The following is a 19,578-nucleotide window of genomic DNA, read 5'->3' as shown; positions in this document are numbered from 1 at the left end:
GGAAGAGACGACCAGACGACCATGTACACGCTCACCGGCGTCACGAAGACGTACTCGAACGGCAAGAAGGCGGTCAACGCGCTGCAGGGCGTCGACCTGACCATCCCCGACGGGCAGATGGTCGCGATCCAGGGCCCGACGGGCGGCGGCAAGTCGACGCTGCTGCAGATGCTCGGCGCGCTGGACCGGCCGTCCTCCGGCTCTGTCCTGCTCGGCGACGAGGACCTGGCGAAGGCGTCCGACTCGCGGCTGACGAAGCTGCGGGCCGGCAACGTGGGCATCGTGTTCCAGAGCTTCAACCTCATCGCGACGCTGACGGCGCTGGAGAACGTCGAGTCCGCGCTGGTACCGCTGGGGGTGCCCAGGGCCGAGCGCCGCGACCGCGCCACCGCGGCGCTCACCTCGGTGGGACTCGGGGACCGGACCAGTCACCGGCCCGCCGAGCTGTCCGGCGGCCAGCAGCAGCGGGTGGCGATCGCCCGTGCCCTGGTGAAGGACCCGAAGGTGCTGCTCGCCGACGAGCCGACCGGGAACCTCGACGAGGAGACCCGCGACGAGATCATCGCACTGCTTGAGGGTCTGTGGCGGGACCAGGGCCTCACCCTGGTGATCGTCACCCACGACTCCCAGGTCGCGGCCCGGGCGCAGCGGCGGCTGCACATCGCCAAGGGCAAGCTGCGTGACACCACGCCGACGCCGAAGACCGCGCCCCCGGACGAGCCGCGGACGGACGAGCCGCGGACGGACGAGCCGCGGACGGACGAGCCACCTACACCCACCTGGGCGAAACCCGCCGTGCCATCCGTGTCCGCCGTACCGCCCGCGCCCGTCACACCATCCGCGCCCGCCACCGAGGCCTGAGCACCTCTCGCGCCGAACACCGCGAACGCGGCCCGGATACCGACTCCGGGCCGCGACTGGCCAGGCCTGGGCACTCACCCCGTCGTTCTCGCCGCCGCGAGATCAGCGGCCTGAACGTCTCCACGTACCGTGACGGCGAAACGGTTCTCCGCTACCGGACCGGCGCCTGACCTGGATTCCCGCGGCTCGGCCGCCGGCGCCTATCGGTGCATTCTGCAACGAACTCGGCGGCGAAGCCGGCGGGTGGTGCGTGCCGGGGAGTCGGATACGGGTGGTGTTGAACCGCTCTGCTACACTTCGCGACAAGGCGACGGAGAAGAAGAGGTACTGCCGGGGGGGAGAAAGAACCCGGAGGCCACCTTGCCGCGTGCGACGTTGATGCTCGATGTGGCAGTGCCACATAGCGTGCGAACTATAACGGTTCATCCAGCCGCGAGCCCGGCGGTCCGGCCAGGCGTCACCACCGATGCGACCCTGGGCCACATCGCTGGCATATTCGGTTACACCGCGTTTTTCTTCATGGCGGCCACCGTCATCTGGGGCCTGTTTCTCATCACCCGGCTGCCGGAGCGGCACATCCGCAGGCAGACGCTGTATGGCGGCCACATGATGTTGGCGTTGCTGGCGCTCGCCGCGTCCGTCGTGCACGCCCAGGTGCACTACTTCCGGCACGACGCGTACTACACCGAGAGCAAGATCTGGCTGGTCTGGGGCGGAGCCAAGGCGGACGTCCTGCCTGGCATCCTCGGCCTGGAGATCCTCCTGCTGGTCGCTTTGTCGATCTGGTTCCAGCGTCGCGTCGGCTATCGGCGCTGGCACCGGTTCCACTGGTTCGCGTACCCAGGATTCGTGCTGATCACGGTGCACAGCGCCTGGGCGTCGCGGGAGCAGCACTTCAGCATTATCTGGGCGGCAATGGCGGCCGCGATGTTCGTTCCCCTGGCGCTGTTCGTGCTGCGCGCGTTGTCGCCAGCCGGGCGTCGGGACGAGCCCGACCCCTGGTTCGACGTCGTGGAGGCATTCGAAGATGGCATCTATCGTCGGTGACGACAGCCAGCCGTACGATTTTCGGCAGCCTGCCTGGGATTCGCCGTCGATGCCGCCCCAGTACTCCGCCGAGGACGCTCACCGGCCTCGGCCGCGCACACCGCCCGACCCGGGCTTCACGGTGACCGGCCCGGCCTGGTCGACGCCCTCGGTGCCTCCGCCGGGGGAGTGGCCGGCCGCGTCCTCGCCTGCGCCGGTACCACCGCTGCCGCGGCAGGCCTTGCCGCCGGGGTCCAGGCGGCCGGAGCCGTCGGAGTCGTCCGGACCGTCCGGGCCGCACTGGGCCTGGCCGCCGACACCGCCGTCGGTGCCGCCGCCGGGGGAGGGGTACGTTCCCTCGGCGCCGCCGGAGGACTGGCGCATGGTGCCCTCCCCGCCGCCGCCACCCTTCGACGGGTCGCATCCATCCTGGCCGCGCGACGCGATCGCCGCGGTGCCGCCCACCGGTCCGGTTCCCATCGCCGGCTCCGGCCCGAGGCCTGCCTCGGCCACCGGTCCGCAGTCTGCCTTCGTGGGCCAGGACCCGCGCGTCGACCCGGCGCAGCTGGCCGGTCCGATGCCGACCGGTCCGATGCCCACCAGTCCCATGGCCACCGGCCCGATGCCGACCGTCGGCCCGGCGCCGAGCCTTGGCCCGGCCAGGGCGGAGACCGGGTCCGGTGTCGTCATGCCGAGCGCCTCGCTCCCGGTGCCCGCGGAGCGCACCGGCCCGCTCGTGGCCAGGTCGGGGACCGGCCCGCGGCCCGCGATGGGCACCGGTCCGCTGGACGTGGCGCCGCTGGCCCCGCTCGGTGGCTCGGGCCTGAACCGGCAGAGCGGCCGGGCCGCGTTTCAGCCCAGCGTGCGGCGCCGGCCCGGCGGCCCGCGGCGCCGGTCTGAGCCGGCGGTGGTGAGCGTCGACAACAACCGCTGCCACCTCTACGCCATCTGCCAACAGGAGGCGCCGGCCAGCTTCCTGCTGGCCGAGGACCACCGGCTTTACTACGACGCGTCGCCGCCGTCGCACCAGATGGCGAGCGTCCGGCAGGCGGCCCGCCTGTGCCCCATGCAGGCGATCACCCTCGACGGCGACGCGCGATGACCCGGCCTCGTCCCAGGCCGGACATCGCGCACGCGCTGGCCCGCGTCGGCTGGGCCAGGATCGAGCACCAACCGCGGCCCCACGTCGTCGTCATCGCGGGCGCGGGCATCGCCGGTCTGCGCGCCGCGGAACGCCTGCGCGAGCGCGGTTTCGACGGGCAGATCGTGTTCATCGGCGAGGAGCCGCACAAGCCCTACAACCGAACCCCGCTCTCCAAGCAGCTGCTGGCCAGGACAGGCCGTCTCGGTGACCTGAAGCTGCCCGTCTTCCGAGACCTGGACGCGGTCTGGCGGCTCGGCACCAGGGCGCTCGGCCTGGACGTCGCCAGCAACCGGCTGCTGCTGGCCCGCGGCGAGGAGGTCGAGTACGACGGCCTGGTGATCGCCACCGGGGTCGAGGCCCGGCACCTCCCGGGCGCGCCGGTCTGGTCCGACCACGTCTGGACGCTGCGCGACATGGCCGACGCTCGGGGCCTGAGCCGGCGGCTGGCCGACGGTGCCCGGCACATCGCCGTGATCGGCACCGGCTTCATCGGCTGTGAGATCGCCTCCAGCCTCCGCGGCCGCGGCCTGGACGTCACCGTCATCGGCAGAGGCAGCGCGCTGATGTCGTCGGCCATCGGCAAGCAGGTCGGCGGCCTGATGACGCGCCTGCACCGGACCAACCAGGTCACCCTGATGCTCGGGCGCAACCCGGTGCGGTGGGCGACCGCGGACTCGCTGACGGAGCGGCCGCGGTCCGGTGCTGGCGTCAGCATCTGGCTGGACGATGGCGGCCGCGTCGACGCGGACGTCGCCGTGGTCGCGGTCGGCGCGCTGCCGGCGACGCGCTGGCTGCAGGGATCCGGGCTGGACATCACCGACGGTGTGCTCACCGGGCCGACCACCCACGCGGTCCTCATGGACGGCACGACCCCGGCGCTCACGCCGTCGGTCGTGGCCGCCGGTGACGTCGCCCGCTGGCCCAACCTGCTGTTCGACTGGACGCCCCGGCGGGTCGAGCACTGGATCACGGCGTCCGAGCACGGCCAGGCGGCCGCCGACGCGCTGCTGCTCGGCCCCGACCAGGCGGCCGCGTTCACCCCGACGCCGCGGTTCTGGACCGAGCAGTTCGGCGTCCGCCTGCAGGGCGTCGGGCGCCCCGGCCTGGCCGACGCCTGCTGCCTGGCGGAAGGTTCGACCAAGGCCCTGGAGTTCGTCGCCGTCTACACCCGCCAGGGCGTGGTCGTCGGCGCGGTCAGCGCCAACGCCGGCGCGCGCCTGCTCGAGTACGCCGACCTCATCGGCTGGCCCCTGGACGCCTCGACCCCTGCCGGCATGCCCGTCGCCCGCATGCCGATGGCGACGGTCTGAGCCACCCGCTCGCGCCGTCGCCGACGGGGACGCCCGGTGTTCCCGTCAGGCCTCCAGGCTCTGGATCTCCTGGGTGGCCTGCCGGAGTCGGGCTGACAGCGAGCGGGCGATCGCGCGGAACAGGGCGTCGCACAGGGATGGGTCCTGCTGGCGCAGTTTTTCGAAGATCGAGACGGTCAGAACCTGGCACTCCGTCGGTTCGACGGCGACGATCCGCGAGGACCGGGCGCCGCCGTCGACCAGTGCCAGCTCGCCGAACGCGCTGCCCGCCGGCACGGTGCTGAGGCGAAAGCGACGCCGGCCGCCGGCGGTTCTCGTGTCGACGCTCACGAGGCCCCGCGTGACGAAGTAGAGGGCGTCGGCGGGGTCGCCCTCCTTGAACACGATGTCGCCCTTGGCGTAGAGGCGGGTCTGCGTCAGCGCGCGCAGCCGCGCCCCCTGTTCTCTGCTCACCTCGGCGAGCAGCTCCTGCACCCCGAGCGGCACTCGGACCGACGGCGACAGGGTTTGCATGTCCCGCGCGTTGAGCAACGCCTCCTCGGCCCACTCCAGCGCGGTCTCGGTGTCGCGGACCCGCTKGGTGTTCCAGCCGTCCCGCAGCAGGCGGTTGGTGCCCGCGAGCCCGTTCGGGTCCGCGAAGATCGTGGTGACGCGGCGGCCGGTGAGCTCGTCGACGAGCCCGATCAGCAGCGGCATGGCGGTCTCGTCGATGCGTCCCACCCGGCGCAGGTCGAGGACGACCCAGCGGACGCCGTCGAGGTTCGATCGGACGGTGCGCGCGAGCCGCTCCGCGCTGGCGAACTCCAGCTCGCCCTGAAGCTCGTGGATGATGATCTCGGCGCCGTGCTCGGCGAGCGCGAGGCGCTCCCGGAGTGAGCGCACGCGTTTCGAGCTGAAGGCATCGGACCGGTAGGTCGACCGCACGGGATGGGCCGGCAGGCCGGGTGCGCGCAACAGATGTAGGCCGAACCGTTCGGACAGCTCTTTACAGGCAAGTACGCCGCGAACGCTGTTGCCGGCGGCGTCGAGCGGCGGGCTGAAGCTGCCGATACCAAGCTGGCCCGGGAGGACGGCGCAGATGCCGCCGGCAACGCCGCTCTTGGCGGGTATTCCGACGCGTAGCATCCACATCCCGGCGTTGTCGTACATCCCGCAGGTCGTCATGACGGTCAGAACCCGGCTGACCAGTTCCTCGGCGAGAACGCGGCGGTGAGTGACCGGGTTCACCCCGCCGTGCGCGAGCGTCGCCGCCATCACCGACAGATCCTCGCAGGTGACGTTGACGGCGCACTGCCGGAAATAGGTGGAGCAGATTTCGTCGACGTCTCCGGTCAACGCACCGGCGTTGCGCATGAGGTAGGCGATGGCCCGGTTGCGGTCGCCGGTGAGCCGCTCGGAATGAAAGACCTTCTCGTCGACGTCGAGCTCGCGCCCGGCGAACGCCGACAACCAGGCGCGGATCCGCTCGAATCGTGCGGCCGCGCTCGCGCCGTCGACAAGACTGGAAGCCATGATCGCCCCGGCGTTGATCATGGGGTTGAGTGGGCGCCCGGTGCCCGGCTCGAGGGTGATCGCGTTGAAGGCGTCGCCGGAGGGCTCTACACCGACTCTGCGCGTCACCTCGTCCACGCCGCGGTCCGCCAGCGCGAGGGCGTAGACGAACGGCTTGGAGACCGACTGGATGGTGAAGGCCGTCGACGTGGCGCCGGACGTGTATCCGTGCCCGTCCATCGTCGTGAGCGCGAGCCCGAAGAGGCTGGGATCGGCGCCGGCCAGCTCAGGGATGTAGCTCGCGACCGCGCCATCCGTCGTCGCGCCGAAGCGGGCGTGGATGTCGTCGAGTATCCGATCGAGCGGCCCGTCGGGGGCGACGATCGGGATGGGCGCGGATCCAAGCAGCCGGGTCGACTCGACGTCGCCGCTCACCGGACGCCCCTGGCCGGGCGGCCGAGACGCTGGTCGCGCGCGTCGCGCCGATGCCACCCTGCGTCGGCGGTGGCCGCCGTCCGTCGGCCAGGTCCAGATGACGTCAGAACGCCTGGTGAACGCCCCTCGCGACTGCGCATCGGGAGAGCAGACCATGATGATGTTACCGGAGCGTAACCTTGTCTGGCGGGTCCGCTTTGTTCCTGTCGCCGTCGTCGCGGGGCCAGCACGGGCCGTTCAGGTGAAAAGGTGGCGAACGTCGTCCTCGGTGAGGCTGGTGCCGAACGCGTCGCCGTCGTCGATGACGCTGCTGAACAGGTGCGCCTTGCGGGCCGCCAACGCCATCACCTTGTCCTCGATGGTGTCGCGGGCGACCAGCCGGTAGACCATGACGTTGCGGGTCTGGCCGATGCGGTGCGTGCGGTCGACGGCCTGCGCCTCGGTGGCCGGGTTCCACCACGGGTCGAGCAGGAAGCAGTAGTCGGCCTCGGTGAGGTTCAGGCCGAAGCCACCGGCCTTGAGGCTGACGAGGAAGACGCTCGCCGACCCGGACTTGAACCGCTCCAGCACCGCTGCCCGGTCGCGGGTCTTGCCGTCGAGATAGCAGTGTTCGACACCGGCGGCGGCGAGCCGGTCACGGACCTTGCCGAGGAAGCCGGTGAACTGGCTGAACACGAGCGCGCGGTGCCCGCCCCCGACGACGTCGGTGAGCTGCTCGAACAGGGTCTCGATCTTGGCGGACGGCAGGTCGGCGTGGTCGTCGTCGACGAGGCCGGCGTGCAGGCTCAGCTGGCGCAGCAGGGTGAGCGAGCGCAGGATCGTGAACCGGTTGCGGCCCAGGTCGCCGACCAGGCCGAGGACCTTCTGCCGCTCCCGTTGCAGGTGGGTCTGGTAGAGCCGCCGGTGGCGGGGATGCAGGTCGACCTCGAGCACCTGCTCCTGCTTGGGCGGGAGCTCGGGGGCGGCCTGTTCCTTCGTGCGGCGCAGCATGAGCGGCCGGATCCGTCCACGCAGCCGGGCGAGCAGCTCCGGGTCGTGCCGGCGCTCGATCGGCTGGGCGTAGTAGTCGCGAAACCGGGCCGGGTTCGGGAACAGGCCGGGAGCGGCGATCGACAGCAACGACCACAACTCCATGAGGTTGTTCTCCATCGGAGTGCCGGTGATCGCGAGCTTGAAGGGCGCGGGCAGCAGCCGGGCGCACTGGTAGGCCTTGGACTGGTGGTTCTTCACCATCTGCGCCTCGTCGAGCACCAGGGCGGACCAGTCGAGCGCCGCGTAGTCGTCGATCTCGAGGCGGAACAGGGTGTACGACGTGACGACCAGGTCCGCGCCGGCGGCGACGTCGCGCAGCGCGCCGCCGCGGCGCTTCGCCGTGTCGACGATGGTGACGGCCCGCAGGCTCGGCGCGAACCGGCTGGCCTCCGCCGCCCAGTTGGCGACGACGCTCGTCGGCGCGACGACGAGGAACGGCGCGAACGCCCCGGCCGCCCCGGGGGCGGTCTCGCGGGCGTGACAGATGAGGGCGAGGGTCTGCAGGGTCTTGCCGAGGCCCATGTCGTCGGCCAGGATCCCGCCCAGCCGGTTCTCCCAGAGGAACGCCAGCCACCGGAAGCCGTCGAGCTGGTAGGGGCGCAGCGTCGCCGCGAGCGCCGCGGGAGCAGCCAGGTCCGCGCGCGGTGCCGTGGCCGAGAGCAGCCCGCCGACCTGCTCGCGCCAGGCGGCCGCCTGCCGCTCGACGACGCCGAGCGTGGCCAGCTCCTCCCACAGACCCGCCTGGAAACGGCTGATCCGCGGGCTGTCGCCCGACCGGTCCCCGAGCGCCCTGGCCTCCTCGATGAGCCGGCGCAGGGCAGCGAGCTCCGGCTTCCGCAGGCTGAAGTAGGCGCCGCCGGGCAGCAGCAGGTACTCGTCACCCCGGTCCAGCGCGACGAACAGGTCCCGGAAGCCGATCTGGCGGCCTTCGACGGTGACGGTGATGCCCAGGTCGAACCAGTCGTTGTCACCCTCGACGTCGTCGACGGACAGCGCGATGCGCAGGCTGTCGCCGACCTCGCGGTAGTCGGCCGGCTCGCCGTCGACCTCGACCCGCAGCCCCGGCCGCCCCGCCAGCAGCGGGAGCAGCTCCGTCGTCACCCGCATCGTCTCGGCCCCGCGAAGCCGCGCGGCCGCTGGCGCCGGCAGCGGTGGCTGGCCGGGCCCGCCGGGCCCGCCGCCGGCTATGCCGGCCACGGGGGACGCGGCCAGGAACCGTTCCGCCTCGGCGGTCTCCCTGGCCGCGGCCAGCAGCTCGGCGGCGGCGGGCGGCAGGTCGAGCGCGGCGAGCACCCGCTGCTCGGCCCGGACGTCCCGTGGCCCGGCGAGCGCCCCCGCGGCCAGGTCGCCCCCCGGCGTCCGGCCGCCGGGCGGGCCACCCGGCAGCAGCGGAGCGCGGACCTGCTCGCCGTCGAGGTCGTACGCCCATTCCCAGGACAGGTCGAGGTCGTGGTCCTCGCTGTAGGCCGCCCGCAGCACCAACGTGGGCGGGGACACCTCGGGGACGTCGAAGGAGCCGTCGCTGGACACGACGGGCGCCAGCCGGCGCAGCCGCGGGTAGAACTCGGCGCGGAACCGTCCCTGCCCGGCCGCCGGGACGGCGAGCCGCCGGCCCGTGAGCGTCATCTGCCGTAGCGGCGCGGGGACGGGCTCGGCGAGGCGGGCGAGGCGGATGTGCCAGTCGCGGCGGTCGGCGGACGCGCCGGTCTCCGCCCGGTCGACACAGACGACCCCGTGCCCGTTCTCGCCGATGAAGGAGAACGGCGCCAGCTCGGGGGCGAGCTGGCCGTCGAGGCGCAGCACCGGCGCGATCGTCAGCGCCCCCGGCTCACCGCCACCGCCACCTCGACCTCCATCGCGGCCACCGTCGCCGTCGTTCTCGCCGACGGGCTCGTGGGTGACGTCGAGGACCAGCTCGCCGTGCCGGTAGGGCGCGACGTCGCCCAGCTTCCTGCGGCCATGGACGAGCCGCAGCCCGACCTTCTCGGCCTCGTCGAGCAGCGCCCACAGCGCCCGGCTGTCGAACGTCGACAGGTCCAGCCGTCTGCCATCGACGTGGTGGTGGCTGTAGCGGTACGACGACTGCCGCGCTCTGGACAGCGCGAACAGCTCCCGCAGCACCTGGAGGTGGGCCGGGAGGTACTCGGTGACATGGTGCCAGGCGGTCAGCTGGTCCCAGCTGACCGCGTTCACCCACCCGGTCCTGCCCTGCTTGACGAGCCGTGCGGTCACCCGAGGTTCCGCGCCGGCGTCCGCGACGAGGCTCAGCTCGACGGCGAGCGGCGTGGCTCCGCCAAGCGTCGGGGTCGACCCGCCGGGGTGCCATGCGAGGGGATCGTCGTCGGCCTCCAGCTCGAGGAGCTCGCCGAGCGACTGCTCCCAGGCCGGCTGCGCCGGAGCCCGCCGGGCGGACGTCCCTTTCCTGGCGGTGCCCGGCCGCGCGGCGTTCAGGCCTACGGAGACCGCACCCGCCCGCCGCGCGGTCGCGGCCAGCGCCTCCAGCGCCTGCGTGGCCGCCCGCGCCATGGTGGATGCCGACGCGGCCGGTCCGCCATGGGCCCGGTTGTCGGCCTGGTCGTCGGCGGCGGCCAGAACCAGGGCGACGACGTGCTTGCAGTCGAAACCCACCGGACAGGAGCAGAGACCCGTGCCGAAGCGGCGCGACGCCCCGTTGCCGCTGAACCGGACGATCGTCGAGTAGGGCTTCGGCTCGGTGCCGTGTACCCGGCCGAGCAGCTCACCGGCGGCCTCGTCCCAGCGGATGTCGACGACGTTGCCGTGCAGCGCGTACGACGAGCCCCGGGCGTAGGTCGCGCTGGAGACGGCCTCGCGCAGACCGGCGATGGTGGGTCCGAGGGCCGGCCCGGCGGCGGGGGAGTGCCGTGACGGGGGAGCCATGGTCGGCAACCTAGCAGGGGCGTCCGTTTCCGCCGGCTAGGTGTTTTTGTTCCGCCGGCAATGGCCCACCGGGAGCCCACGCCCCCGTGGCCGGCTGCCCGTCGGCTCAGGAGAGGAAGGCGGCCGGGTCGGCGCCCCAGGGGTGAGCGGGATGGGGATAGTCGTCAAAGCCGGGGACTGCCGGGCGTGCCGTCGTGATCCGGCCATGCGTGACCGCGCCCCGCGCCCCGGGCGTGTCGGCCGGCGGAGGGCTCGGGTCGCGGCCAGGGGCGTCCAGCAGCCAGGTCGCGGTGCGCGCGAGGGCGGCGGAGACCTCGCGGCCCCGGCCGTCCGCGGCCCTCGCCACCAGCGCGTCGATGATCGCCGCCGCGAGGAGGTAGCCCGTGCCGTGGTCGATCGCCTGCGCGGGAAGCGCCCCTGGCGTGGTGCCGTCCTTGCTCTCGGCCATCGAGATGCCCGACGCCGCCTGGACGATGGAGTCGAACCCGCGCCGGCCCGCCCACGGCCCGGTGTCGCCCCAGGCGTTGATCCGGGCGCGGATCAGCCCCGGGGGTGTCCGCAGGCCGAAGGCCTCGATGGCGCCAGGCCGGTAGCCGGTCACCAGCACGTCGGCGCGGTCGAGGAGTTCCTGGGCGCGGGGAAGGTCGGTGCGCAGGTCGAGGAGAGCCGACCGCTTGCCCTGGCCCGTGTCGAGGTGCTGCCAGCCGATCTCGGCGAGGACCGGTGGGTCGAGGCGCAGGACGTCCGCGCCGAGCAGGGCCAGCGTCCGGCCGCAGACCGGGCCGGCGAGCACCCGGGTCAGGTCGAGCACCCGCACCCCCGCCAGGGGAAGCGCGCCGCCGGGCAGGGCGAGGGCCGCGGTGTCGTCGCGTTCCGTCGTGTGCAGGAGCGGTCCCACGGCCGCGGCCGCCCCGGGGGCGCTGGCACGCCATTCGGCCTCGGTCCGGACGCGCACGGCGATCGCGCCGGCCTCGACCGCCAGGTCCTCGAGCTCGGCGGCGGATCGCGAGGCGATTGCCTTGGCGGCGGTCTCCCGGTCGGCTTCGACCAGACCGAGGATTCGCAGGAGCCGGTCGCGGTGGTGCGGATAGTTGGCGTGCGTCCGGACGAACCCGTCATCGGCCCGGAAGAAGCCGGAAAGCGGCGCGAAAGCACTGGCGCCCGCCTCGCCGTCCCGGAAAAGGCGCTCACTGCAAAACGCGGCGGCGACGCGCTCGGGATCGAGCGCGGCGGTGACGATCGGGCCCGTCACCCCGGCGCGGACGGCGGCCGCCCGAACCGCCTCCACCGAGAGGGTGGCCAGATCGAGAACAGGCAGAGCGGCGGACAGCCAGGCACCGGTCGTCCCCATCTACCTCCCGTCCTTTCGCTGGGTAAGCAGTGGCTGCGCATCCACGGTGAGCCGTTGGGTGCCGACGACGCGCAGGAGGGCGAGGGCCTCGGCCTCGGGGGTGCCGGGCGGCGCGGAGTAGACGACCACGGACTGGTCGACGTCGGGGACGTGCAGGGCGTCGCAGTCCAACGTCAGCGGGCCGAGCGACGGGTGGACGATGGTCTTGCGGTGGCTGCGCCAGCCGCCGGCCTGGCCGCCGGCCCAGAGACGACGGAACTCGGCCGAGCCGGCGCGCAGCCGCGCGAGCAGCTCCGTCAGGCCCTGATCCCTGGGGTAGCGGGCGGCGGCGGAGCGCAGCGCGGCGACGGCCTGGGTGGCGGTGGCATCCCGCTCGTCGTCCGTCTCCCCGACCCGGCTGCGGTGGGCGTCGAGGTCCGGGTCGGGCAGGAACCGCAGAAGGTTGAGGTTGCGCCGTTCCGGCGGGACGGCCGACCAGTCGCCGTGCAGCGCGCTGGACATGGCGTTCCAGGCCAGCACGTCACTCTTGGCGCTCAGGAGCACCGCCGGCAGGTCGACGAACCGGTCGATGAGGCGCAACACGCTCGGTCGGACATGCAGCTCGATCGTCCCCGGCGTGGGTGGTGCCCACCCGGCCAGGTGGAACAGCTGGTCGCGGCCCGCGGTGTCGAGGCGCAGCGCCCGCGCGAGCGCCTGCAGGACCTGCATGGATGGCCGCGGCCCGCGTCCCTGCTCCAGCCGGACGAGGTAGTCGACGCTGATCCCGGCGAGCAGGGCGAGCTCCTCGCGGCGCAACCCCGCGACCCGCCGGGCCGTGCGCGGACCGGCGGGCAGCCCGACGTCCTCGGGCCTGATCCGCTCCCTGGCGCGACGGATCGCCTCCGCGAGTCCCACCCGGTCGACAGCCATGCGTCCAGCATGCGCCCGCATGAGGTCGATGGTCCCACCCGCGGGCGGGACGAGGGTGGTACCGCGGGTCCCACGACCGCGTGGCCCTCCCGGGACCGCGCGCCGTCGCCGGATGCTGGGCCCATGACAACCGTGCTGATCACCGGGGCCAACAAGGGCCTCGGCCTGGAGGCCACCAGCCGCCTCGCCGCCCTCGGCTGGACCATCTGGCTCGGCTCCCGCGACGCCGACCTCGGCGAGAAGGCCGCGGCGTCGATCGCCGCCGAGCATCCTGGCGCCGACCTTCGGGTCGTGCCGCTCGACGTCACCAGCGACGACTCCGTGGCCGCAGCCCTCGCGGCCGTCCGTGCCGCGGGTACCGGGCTGGACGTGCTGGTCAACAACGCCGGTATCTCCGGCACCCGCAAGCAGCCGGCTGACACGGTGGCGGCCGACTTCCTCGCCGTCTTCGGCGTCAACCTGCTCGGCCCGGTCCGGATGACGCACGCGTTCCTGCCGCTGCTGCGCGAGTCGCCGGCACCCCGGCTGGTCATGGTGTCCAGCGGTATGGGCTCGTTCGGGGTCACGACGGACCCGAACCGGCTCGAGTCGACCCTGCACGGGCTCGTCTACCCGTCGTCCAAGGCCGCGCTGAACATGGTCGCGACGATGTACGCGAAGTCGCTGCCCGACGTCGACGTCCGCGTCGTCGACCCCGGCTACACCGCGACCGCGCTCAACGGTTTCAGCGGTCCCCAGACCGTCACCGAGGGCACCGACGCCATCGTCCAGGCCTGCACTGCGGCGACGGCTCCCGCGCTCTTCTTCGACCGGTCTGGTCCCGTCCCCTGGTAGCACCAGCCGGGCCACCGTCCGAGCATGGGCGGGCGCGCCGCGTCGGGCTGGAACCGTGCGAACAGCGTCGCGGCGCCAGATGGTCAGTCATCGGTGTTGGGTCGGCGCCGAAACGCGAGAAGAGCGCTCGACGAGCGCTCTTCTCGCGTTTTCGAGCGCTCGTCTTCGCTTTTGAGCGTAAGGGGACAATCATCTCGGGACTTTCTCCCTCTGTGCGGCTGTGAGAGTCTCATCCGGAGAATTTTCGTCGGAAGGTCGTTTGGATCGATGAAAACGGCGGCCTATTTGTCGTATCCGGCGGAGTTTCGTACGGTTGGCGGCATGCCGAGCGGGGAGCATGAAGCGCCGATCGAGATACTGACGATGGGCCCGGAGGTGGTGACAAGGCTGCTGCCGAGGCTTGGGCACCCGGCCCCCGAGTTTCGGGACGTCGTCGAGCCGAGTACGGCGATGCGGATGATGGCGCCCCGCACGTACCACGCCGACGGGGCGCAGCTGTTCCGCCGTGCGGGCGGCCGCGCGGAGCTGGGTGTCGTGCTGGAGGTGCAGCGTCGCTGGGACCCCGAGAAGCAGTGGACCTGGCTGCTTTACGTGGCACATATGACGGTCAGACTGCGGGTCAGAACCGTACTGCTCGTCTACTGTTCTGACCCCGCGGTGGCCGAGCGTTACCGGAAGTTGTTCGACCCCGAGGACCGCTTCGTGCCTCTGCGGCCGATTATCTTCTCGCCCCTCGACGTACCGCGGGTCGTCGACGTCGACGACGCCAAGGCGGACCCGGCATTCGCGGTATTCTCGGTGATCTGCCACGGCCGGGACGCCGACGTCGACGAGATCTTCCCCGCCCTGGTGGCCGCGCTGGGAACGGTCAACCTCGAGACGGCAATCTCGTATGATGACATTGTCTGCGCCGGGCTGCCCCCGGACGCCCGGGCACGTTGGGAGGCATTCATGGTCAAGACCGTGGGCCACAGGTTCTACAGCGACCACTACCGCGCACTCGACGCGAAGTTGCGGGCGGAAGGCCGTGCGGAAGGCCGTGCGGAGGGTCGTGTGGAGGAGCGGAGGCGCTCGGTGCTGACTGGGCTTGCCGAGCGCGGCATGCTCGTTCCTGACGCCGTCCGTGAGCAGATCCTCGCCTGCGAGGATCTGGAGGTGCTCGACCTCTGGCATCGGCGTGCGTTCACCGCGGCCACCGTTGAGGCCGTCGTGCAGCCTCAGTAGGCGGGTCGGCTATCAGCTGTGTCTGATGCCGCACCACGCCGGCATGGCCAGCCGGTCGGAATCCGGCGCCGCTCAGGTCAGCGGGGTGCGCAGGACCTCGTCGAGGCCTCCGGGTTCGCCGTCCGGCTCGGTCTTCTCCAGGAGCAGCGTCGCCGCGCGGCCATCGAGCAGGAGGGTGGCGAGCTGGCTGTCGAACCACGGCCCCTCGGTCACCGTCCAGCCGAACTCGGGCTTCTCGGCACCCAGCAGGCGGCCCAGCAGACGGGAGACGCCGGCCGAGACCCTGAGCCGGGACAGCGCGTCCATCCGCCGGATGCCCGGACCGAGCGGGTTGCGGAACGGCGAGCACACCGCCTGCCAGACAGGGGACGCCGCGGCTCCGCCCGCCGGATGCGCCCGGGCCAGGTAGGCGTGGTGGACGTCGCCGGACAGGACGACCACGCTCGCCGGCGCCGGGCCGTGCCCGCCGGTGGCGACCGTGCACAGCAGCCGTGACATCTGCCGGAACGAGTGGCCGAACGCGGCCCAGTGCTCGAGGTCGAGGGCCTGCCGGGCGCGTTCGGCCCGGGCCGCCAGGACCCGCCCGAACCGGCCGGAGGCCACCCGCTCGCTGGCGGCCTCGACGTTGTGGATCATTGGCGTGAGCAGGTAGGGCACGGACGTGGCGAGCAGGAGATGGTCGACCTCGCCCGCGTGCCGGGTCTGGCCCTCGACCCAGGCCCACTCGGTGTCGCGCACCATCGCCCGCGTCCCGTCGGGGGCGACGACCCGGCCCAGCCGGGAGTCGATGACGACGAGCCGGGTGCGGCCCAGATCCCAGCGGTAGCTCCAGCGCGGCGCCGGAAGGCCCCCCGAGCTCCCGTCCCCGTCGGGGTCGTTCGCCGCCGGCGCGACGAGGTCCGCCATCTGGTCGGCCCGGCGGGCCACGGCGCGCAGCACACCTTCGCCGTCCACCCGGTCGAGGCCGTCGCCGCTGGTCGGCACCGTCACCGCGCGCCAGGTCGGGTCGGCGGCGCGGGCCTCGGGGCTCAGGTTGCCCACGTGCTGGTAGAGCCAGTAGGCCATGATCCCGCCGGTGACGCGGGTGTCCCACCACGGCTGGGCCTGGACCCAGGAACGCCAGGCGGCCGAGATGTTCCAGTCGTCCCGGATGTCGTGGTCATCGGCGATCATCGCGGTCGGGACGGTCGACAGCAGCCAGCGGATCTCCGGCTGCGACCAGGCCTCCTGGTAGAGCCAGCAGTACTCGGTGAAGTCGGCGATCTCCTCGCCGGGCGGCGCGGTGACGTCGCGTCGCTCGCGGATGCGTTCGGCCGTCGTCGGCGACACGTGGTCGGCGTAGACCTGATCGCCGAGCAGCAGGAGCGCGTCCGGCCAGGTTCCTGGATCCGTCTCGGCCATGCGCAGCGCGAGCGCGTGCAGCGCGTCCGTGCCCAGCCCGAGCGGGTCGTCCGTGGAGTTGAGGGTGTACGGCTTCGCCTGCGGCGCCGTCACCCGGCAGGACCCGAACACCAGCCTGACCGGCCGGCCCTCGCCGACCGGCCGCAGCAGGCTCGGCGGCCCGGCCGTCCCGGGTTCGGGCCAGACGCGCACCGCCGGGCCGGGCGGCTCCCCGGCCGGAGTGAGCCACACCTCGTAGGGGTAGGCCCGACCCGCCTCCAGCCCGTCCACCGTCACGAGCGCGAAATGGTGCCCGCCGACGGTGAAGGTCGGCGTGCTCGCCCTTGGAGCCTCCCCGGCCCGTACCTCGACCTCGCAGGGGACATCGGTCTCCACCCACACGGACGCCCGGCTGGCGTCGGCATACCGGTGCAGGGGTCCGAGGAGAAGGCTGGTCATGGGGACGATGGTGCCCCTGGACCGGCTAGCGGACGCCGCGGGGGCGGAACTGGACGCTGATGCGGGGGCCGACGGGCCGAGCCGTCTTGGGGACGGCGTGCTCCCAGGTGCGCTGGCAGCTGCCGCCCATGACGAGCAGGTCGCCGTGGCCGAGCTCGTGCCGGATCGTCGTCGGGCCGCCGGCCCCGACGCTGCCGGCGTGCCCGCCCGCCGCGGCGTCAGCGCCGACGCGGCCATCGGCACCGGCGAGCGCGCCGCCTGGGTGGGTGGCCCGGCGGGGAGCGGCGGGACCGCCGGCGCGGGGGCGTAGCACGAGGGCTCGGGGGGCGCCGAGGACCAGGATCGCGACCATCGTGTCCTCGGTGGCGCTACGGCCGGTCCGGTCGCCGTGCCAGGCGACGCTGTCGCGGCCGTCGCGGTAGAAGGCCAGCCCGACGGTCGCGAACGGCTCGCCGAGCTCGGCCGCGTAGTGCTCGTCGAGGGCCAGCCTGGCCGCGTCCAGCGCCGGGTCGGGAAGCGGTTCGCCCTCGCCGTAGAACCTGAGGAGCCGGGGTATGTCGACGGTTCGGTCATACATCGGCCGCCGCTCGGCCCGCCAGGGGACCTCGGCGCGCAGCCGCTCGAACAGCGAGTCCGCCCCCGCGATCCAGCGCCGCCGCACGTCGACCCACGCCCCGCCGGCGAGCCACTGCCGTCGAAGCCCGGCGCCCAGTGGTGCGTCCCGCACCGCCGATCCGGCGCCCCGCCCGCCTACGCCGGTGGGGCCGGTGTCGAGCGGGACAGCGTCGAGCGGGGCGGTACCGAGCAGGTCCGGGTCGAACAGATCCGTGTCGAGCAGTGATGCCTGGAATGGTGCTCCCACCATGAGATCACCTTATCAAACAGGTGTTCGAAGAGCTTGGTGGACATGGCGGGTGCTCGGGAGACGCGCGCCGAGCTGGCGGCACTGGACAGCGCGGTGCCGAAGCTGCCCTGGCTGGAGATCGCCGAACGGGGCAAGAACAGGCCGGACAGATCGTCACGCGGACGATCCTCGGACAGGCCGGTCATAACGCGAACGTGCCGGAGCCCTGCTGGCGCAGCCGGACATTTCGCAGTCGGGGTTTCCTACCCAGGCTGTTCCTACGGTGTGCTAAAGCGGTGCAGCGCACCCGTGCGGTGTGGCTGTGGTCGGTGGATCGTGGCGTCCTATCCTGTCCGGATGCAGGAATCCACGGCGGGTCACGAACGTCCGGTGCGCAGCTTCGAGCTGATCTGCGAGATCGAGCCGCCGACCCGGCCGGACCTGACCMACGCCCGCCACCAGATCGGCGTCCTGAGCCCCGTCACCGACGCGTTCCTGATCCCCGACAACCACATCGGACGCGCGACGGTGTCGAGCATCGCCGTCGCCCACGAGGTGCAGACGATGGGGGGACGCAGCATCGCCTGCGTGAACTCCCGCGACCGTAACCTGCTCGGCTTCCGCCGCGACCTGCTCACCGCCGCGGCCTACGGCGTCGAGGAATTCCTGTTCGTCCACGGCGACAAACCCACCGCCGGGAACCGGACCAGCGACCTGACCGTGCGCGCGATGATGGACGAGGCCCGCGCGGCCAGCGAGGATCCGGTCTTCGCGGACATGCCGGCGTTCCGGGTCGGCGCCGCGGCCGGCCTACGTCCACTGCCCACATGGAAACGAGCGGCCGACTTCCTGTTCGTACAGGTCAGCTACTCGGTGGACGCCCTGCTGCGCTGGCGCGACGCCCATCCGGTCGAACTGCCGATCTACGCCGGCGTCATGGTCCTCGCGAGCGCCGGGATGGCCCGCCGCCTCGCCGCGACCATCCCCGACATCGACATCCCCGACGACCTCGTCCAAGCAGTCGAACGGGACCAAGCGGCCGGGGTCGAAGCGGCCTGCGACCAGGTGCTACGGCTGCGCGACAGCGGCGCCTTCGCCGGTGTGCACCTCGTCCCGGTCAGCCGCTACCGCCAGGTCGCCACCCGACTTGAGGACCTTCTCTAACCGCCCGGGCCGTTTCTCGCAGGTCCTGGTACCCCCTGCCGGATAGCGCGGCCGTAACTCCCCACTGAAAGCGGTCAGGGAGCGGTAGCGGGCGATCAGCGGACCATGGAACCTGTACTGGCCCCAGCGCCGGTGGAGATCCGTCTCGCGCGCGGCGACGATCTTCCGGCCGCCCTGGGTGTCTGGCAGGAAGCCAATACCGCCCGCGGACGACCTCCTGGCGCTCAGCGGGTCGCCAGAGTGCGGGCCAAGCTCGCCGCCCCCGATGGTCTCCTCCTCATCGCCGTGGCAGGCACGACAGTTCTCGGCATGGTTTTGGCGGAACCAGGCCGCGCTCAGGACGGCCGGGCGAGCTGGATCATGTGGATAGGGCGTGTGCGATCTCCCAGGCGATCGCTTCGAACTGGGTGTCGTGTTGGGCGTGGCCCCAGAGTGCGTCGTCGACGCTGCGGATGAAGGCCCAGGCGTGGGCTTTTGTCCGGTCGAGTCCGGTGGCTTCCACGAGGGTGTCGATCCTCTGGCGGACTGCCTGGGCGGGCTGGGGGCTGGCGGTGATGTCGTCCCAGCGGTTGCGTAGCAGCGGTAGCAGGTCGTATTCAGGGTTGCCGGTGAGCGGTTTGGGGTCGATGGCGTTCCAGGGCTGGCGGGTGCCGGCGAGCACGTTGGCGAAGTGAAAGTCGCCGTGTAGCAGGACCGGGGGTGTGGGGTCGTGCGAGAGGTGGCCGCAGGTCATGGTGGCGGCGTCGATGAGGCGGGCGGGTCCCGGTTCGCCGAGTCGGCGCCATTCGTGGGCGAGCGTGTGGTGCCACCGCTCGGCGGTCGCGGTGGTCGTCGGCAGGCCCGCCGGTGCAGGGACGTGCAGCTCGCGCAGGACCGACGCCGCGACGTCGAGCGCGCGGGCGATCGGCTGTTCTTGCAGGGTCATGGAGGAGTCGAGGCGTTCGAGGAGCATGGCGCCTCGTCGGTGGTCGACAGCCAGAAGCAGGACCGCGCCGTGGCCCGCCCATGCCTGGAGTGCGGCTGGTTCGTGGCGGGTTTCCTCGTCGGGCCAGGAGACTTTCAGCGTGCAGTTTTCGCCGGTGTGCCGCCGGACGGGCAGCACAAGGGCGACCTGGCCGTGCATCGGGTCGCCGGCCGGCTCAAGGCGCCAATCTGTGAGCAGGTCGGCGACGAGGGCGGGAAGTTGTTCGAGCCAGCGGCGGCCCGCGTCGCCCTC

General features: G+C 72.4%; 15 protein-coding genes. 7 read left to right on the top strand and 8 right to left on the bottom strand.

Annotated elements, in window-relative coordinates; translation table 11 throughout:
• Positions 1–21 precede the first annotated feature (21 nt).
• Both BCD49_RS16185 and BCD49_RS16180 read left to right on the top strand, forming a co-directional pair.
• Positions 22–861: an ABC transporter ATP-binding protein gene (locus BCD49_RS16185; RefSeq protein ID WP_007515379.1), complete on the top strand. Its 840-nt coding sequence runs from the start codon at positions 22–24 to the stop codon at positions 859–861.
• A 243-nt stretch (positions 862–1,104) separates the two neighbouring features.
• The gene (locus BCD49_RS16180; protein ID WP_241832336.1) at positions 1,105–1,908 is read left to right on the top strand and encodes an iron reductase; all 804 of its coding nucleotides are present in this window, start codon (positions 1,105–1,107) and stop codon (positions 1,906–1,908) included.
• A gap of 78 nt (positions 1,909–1,986) precedes the next feature.
• Here the strand turns inward: BCD49_RS16180 and BCD49_RS43570 are convergent, their stop codons facing one another.
• Positions 1,987–2,577 carry a hypothetical protein gene (locus BCD49_RS43570; protein WP_157845227.1) on the bottom strand — a complete coding sequence of 197 codons (591 nt, stop codon included), beginning with the start codon at positions 2,575–2,577 and terminating at the stop codon, positions 1,987–1,989.
• Here BCD49_RS43570 and BCD49_RS43565 point away from each other — a divergent pair.
• Positions 2,576–2,989 (top strand): ferredoxin, encoded by a 414-nt coding sequence (locus BCD49_RS43565; protein WP_157845228.1) that lies wholly within the window; start codon positions 2,576–2,578, stop codon positions 2,987–2,989. The genes BCD49_RS43570 and BCD49_RS43565 overlap by 2 nt on opposite strands.
• On the top strand, positions 2,986–4,341 hold the full coding sequence (locus tag BCD49_RS16165) for an NAD(P)/FAD-dependent oxidoreductase (protein WP_007515375.1): 1,356 nt from the start codon (positions 2,986–2,988) through the stop codon (positions 4,339–4,341). Before BCD49_RS43565 ends, BCD49_RS16165 begins: the two co-directional genes overlap by 4 nt.
• 45 nt (positions 4,342–4,386) lie before the next feature.
• On the opposite strand, the gene glsA is transcribed toward BCD49_RS16165, so the two are convergent.
• The 4 genes from glsA to BCD49_RS16145 form a co-directional block, all read right to left on the bottom strand.
• Positions 4,387–6,267, bottom strand: a complete 1,881-nt coding sequence (gene glsA, locus BCD49_RS16160; protein WP_083401482.1) for a glutaminase A — start codon at positions 6,265–6,267, stop codon at positions 4,387–4,389.
• 237 nt (positions 6,268–6,504) lie between these two features.
• A complete protein-coding gene (locus BCD49_RS16155; protein ID WP_007515373.1) occupies positions 6,505–10,197 on the bottom strand; it encodes a DEAD/DEAH box helicase in 3,693 nt (1,230 codons plus the stop codon).
• A gap of 106 nt (positions 10,198–10,303) precedes the next feature.
• Positions 10,304–11,548: a CoA transferase gene (locus BCD49_RS16150; protein ID WP_007515372.1), complete on the bottom strand. Its 1,245-nt coding sequence runs from the start codon at positions 11,546–11,548 to the stop codon at positions 10,304–10,306.
• Positions 11,549–12,457 (bottom strand): helix-turn-helix domain-containing protein, encoded by a 909-nt coding sequence (locus tag BCD49_RS16145; protein WP_035924870.1) that lies wholly within the window; start codon positions 12,455–12,457, stop codon positions 11,549–11,551. It abuts the gene before it with no gap.
• Between the two features lie 123 nt (positions 12,458–12,580).
• Between BCD49_RS16145 and BCD49_RS16140 the strand changes: the two genes are divergently transcribed.
• Both BCD49_RS16140 and BCD49_RS16135 read left to right on the top strand, forming a co-directional pair.
• Positions 12,581–13,291, top strand: coding sequence for an SDR family NAD(P)-dependent oxidoreductase (locus tag BCD49_RS16140; protein ID WP_007515369.1), 711 nt, complete (start codon positions 12,581–12,583; stop codon positions 13,289–13,291).
• Between the two features lie 267 nt (positions 13,292–13,558).
• The gene (locus BCD49_RS16135; protein WP_007515368.1) at positions 13,559–14,515 is read left to right on the top strand and encodes a hypothetical protein; all 957 of its coding nucleotides are present in this window, start codon (positions 13,559–13,561) and stop codon (positions 14,513–14,515) included.
• Positions 14,516–14,587: 72 nt separating this feature from the next.
• Here BCD49_RS16135 and BCD49_RS16130 read toward each other — a convergent pair whose 3' ends face one another.
• Positions 14,588–16,354 (bottom strand): alkaline phosphatase D family protein, encoded by a 1,767-nt coding sequence (locus BCD49_RS16130; protein WP_007515367.1) that lies wholly within the window; start codon positions 16,352–16,354, stop codon positions 14,588–14,590.
• A gap of 25 nt (positions 16,355–16,379) precedes the next feature.
• A complete protein-coding gene (locus BCD49_RS16125) occupies positions 16,380–17,219 on the bottom strand; it encodes an alpha-ketoglutarate-dependent dioxygenase AlkB (RefSeq protein WP_007515366.1) in 840 nt (279 codons plus the stop codon).
• 336 nt (positions 17,220–17,555) lie between these two features.
• Between BCD49_RS16125 and BCD49_RS16120 the strand changes: the two genes are divergently transcribed.
• Positions 17,556–18,362: a methylenetetrahydrofolate reductase gene (locus tag BCD49_RS16120; protein ID WP_071041627.1), complete on the top strand. Its 807-nt coding sequence runs from the start codon at positions 17,556–17,558 to the stop codon at positions 18,360–18,362.
• Positions 18,363–18,720: 358 nt separating this feature from the next.
• Here BCD49_RS16120 and BCD49_RS16115 read toward each other — a convergent pair whose 3' ends face one another.
• The gene (locus BCD49_RS16115; RefSeq protein ID WP_241832342.1) at positions 18,721–19,485 is read right to left on the bottom strand and encodes an aminoglycoside phosphotransferase family protein; all 765 of its coding nucleotides are present in this window, start codon (positions 19,483–19,485) and stop codon (positions 18,721–18,723) included.
• Between the last annotated feature and the right edge of the window lie 93 nt (positions 19,486–19,578).

The sequence above is a fragment of the Pseudofrankia sp. EUN1h genome (assembly GCF_001854645.1).
GTDB lineage: Bacteria > Actinomycetota > Actinomycetes > Frankiales > Frankiaceae > Pseudofrankia > Pseudofrankia saprophytica.
The sequence above is the reverse complement of the archived record's forward strand: the minus strand, read 5'-3'. Positions and strand labels throughout refer to the sequence as shown.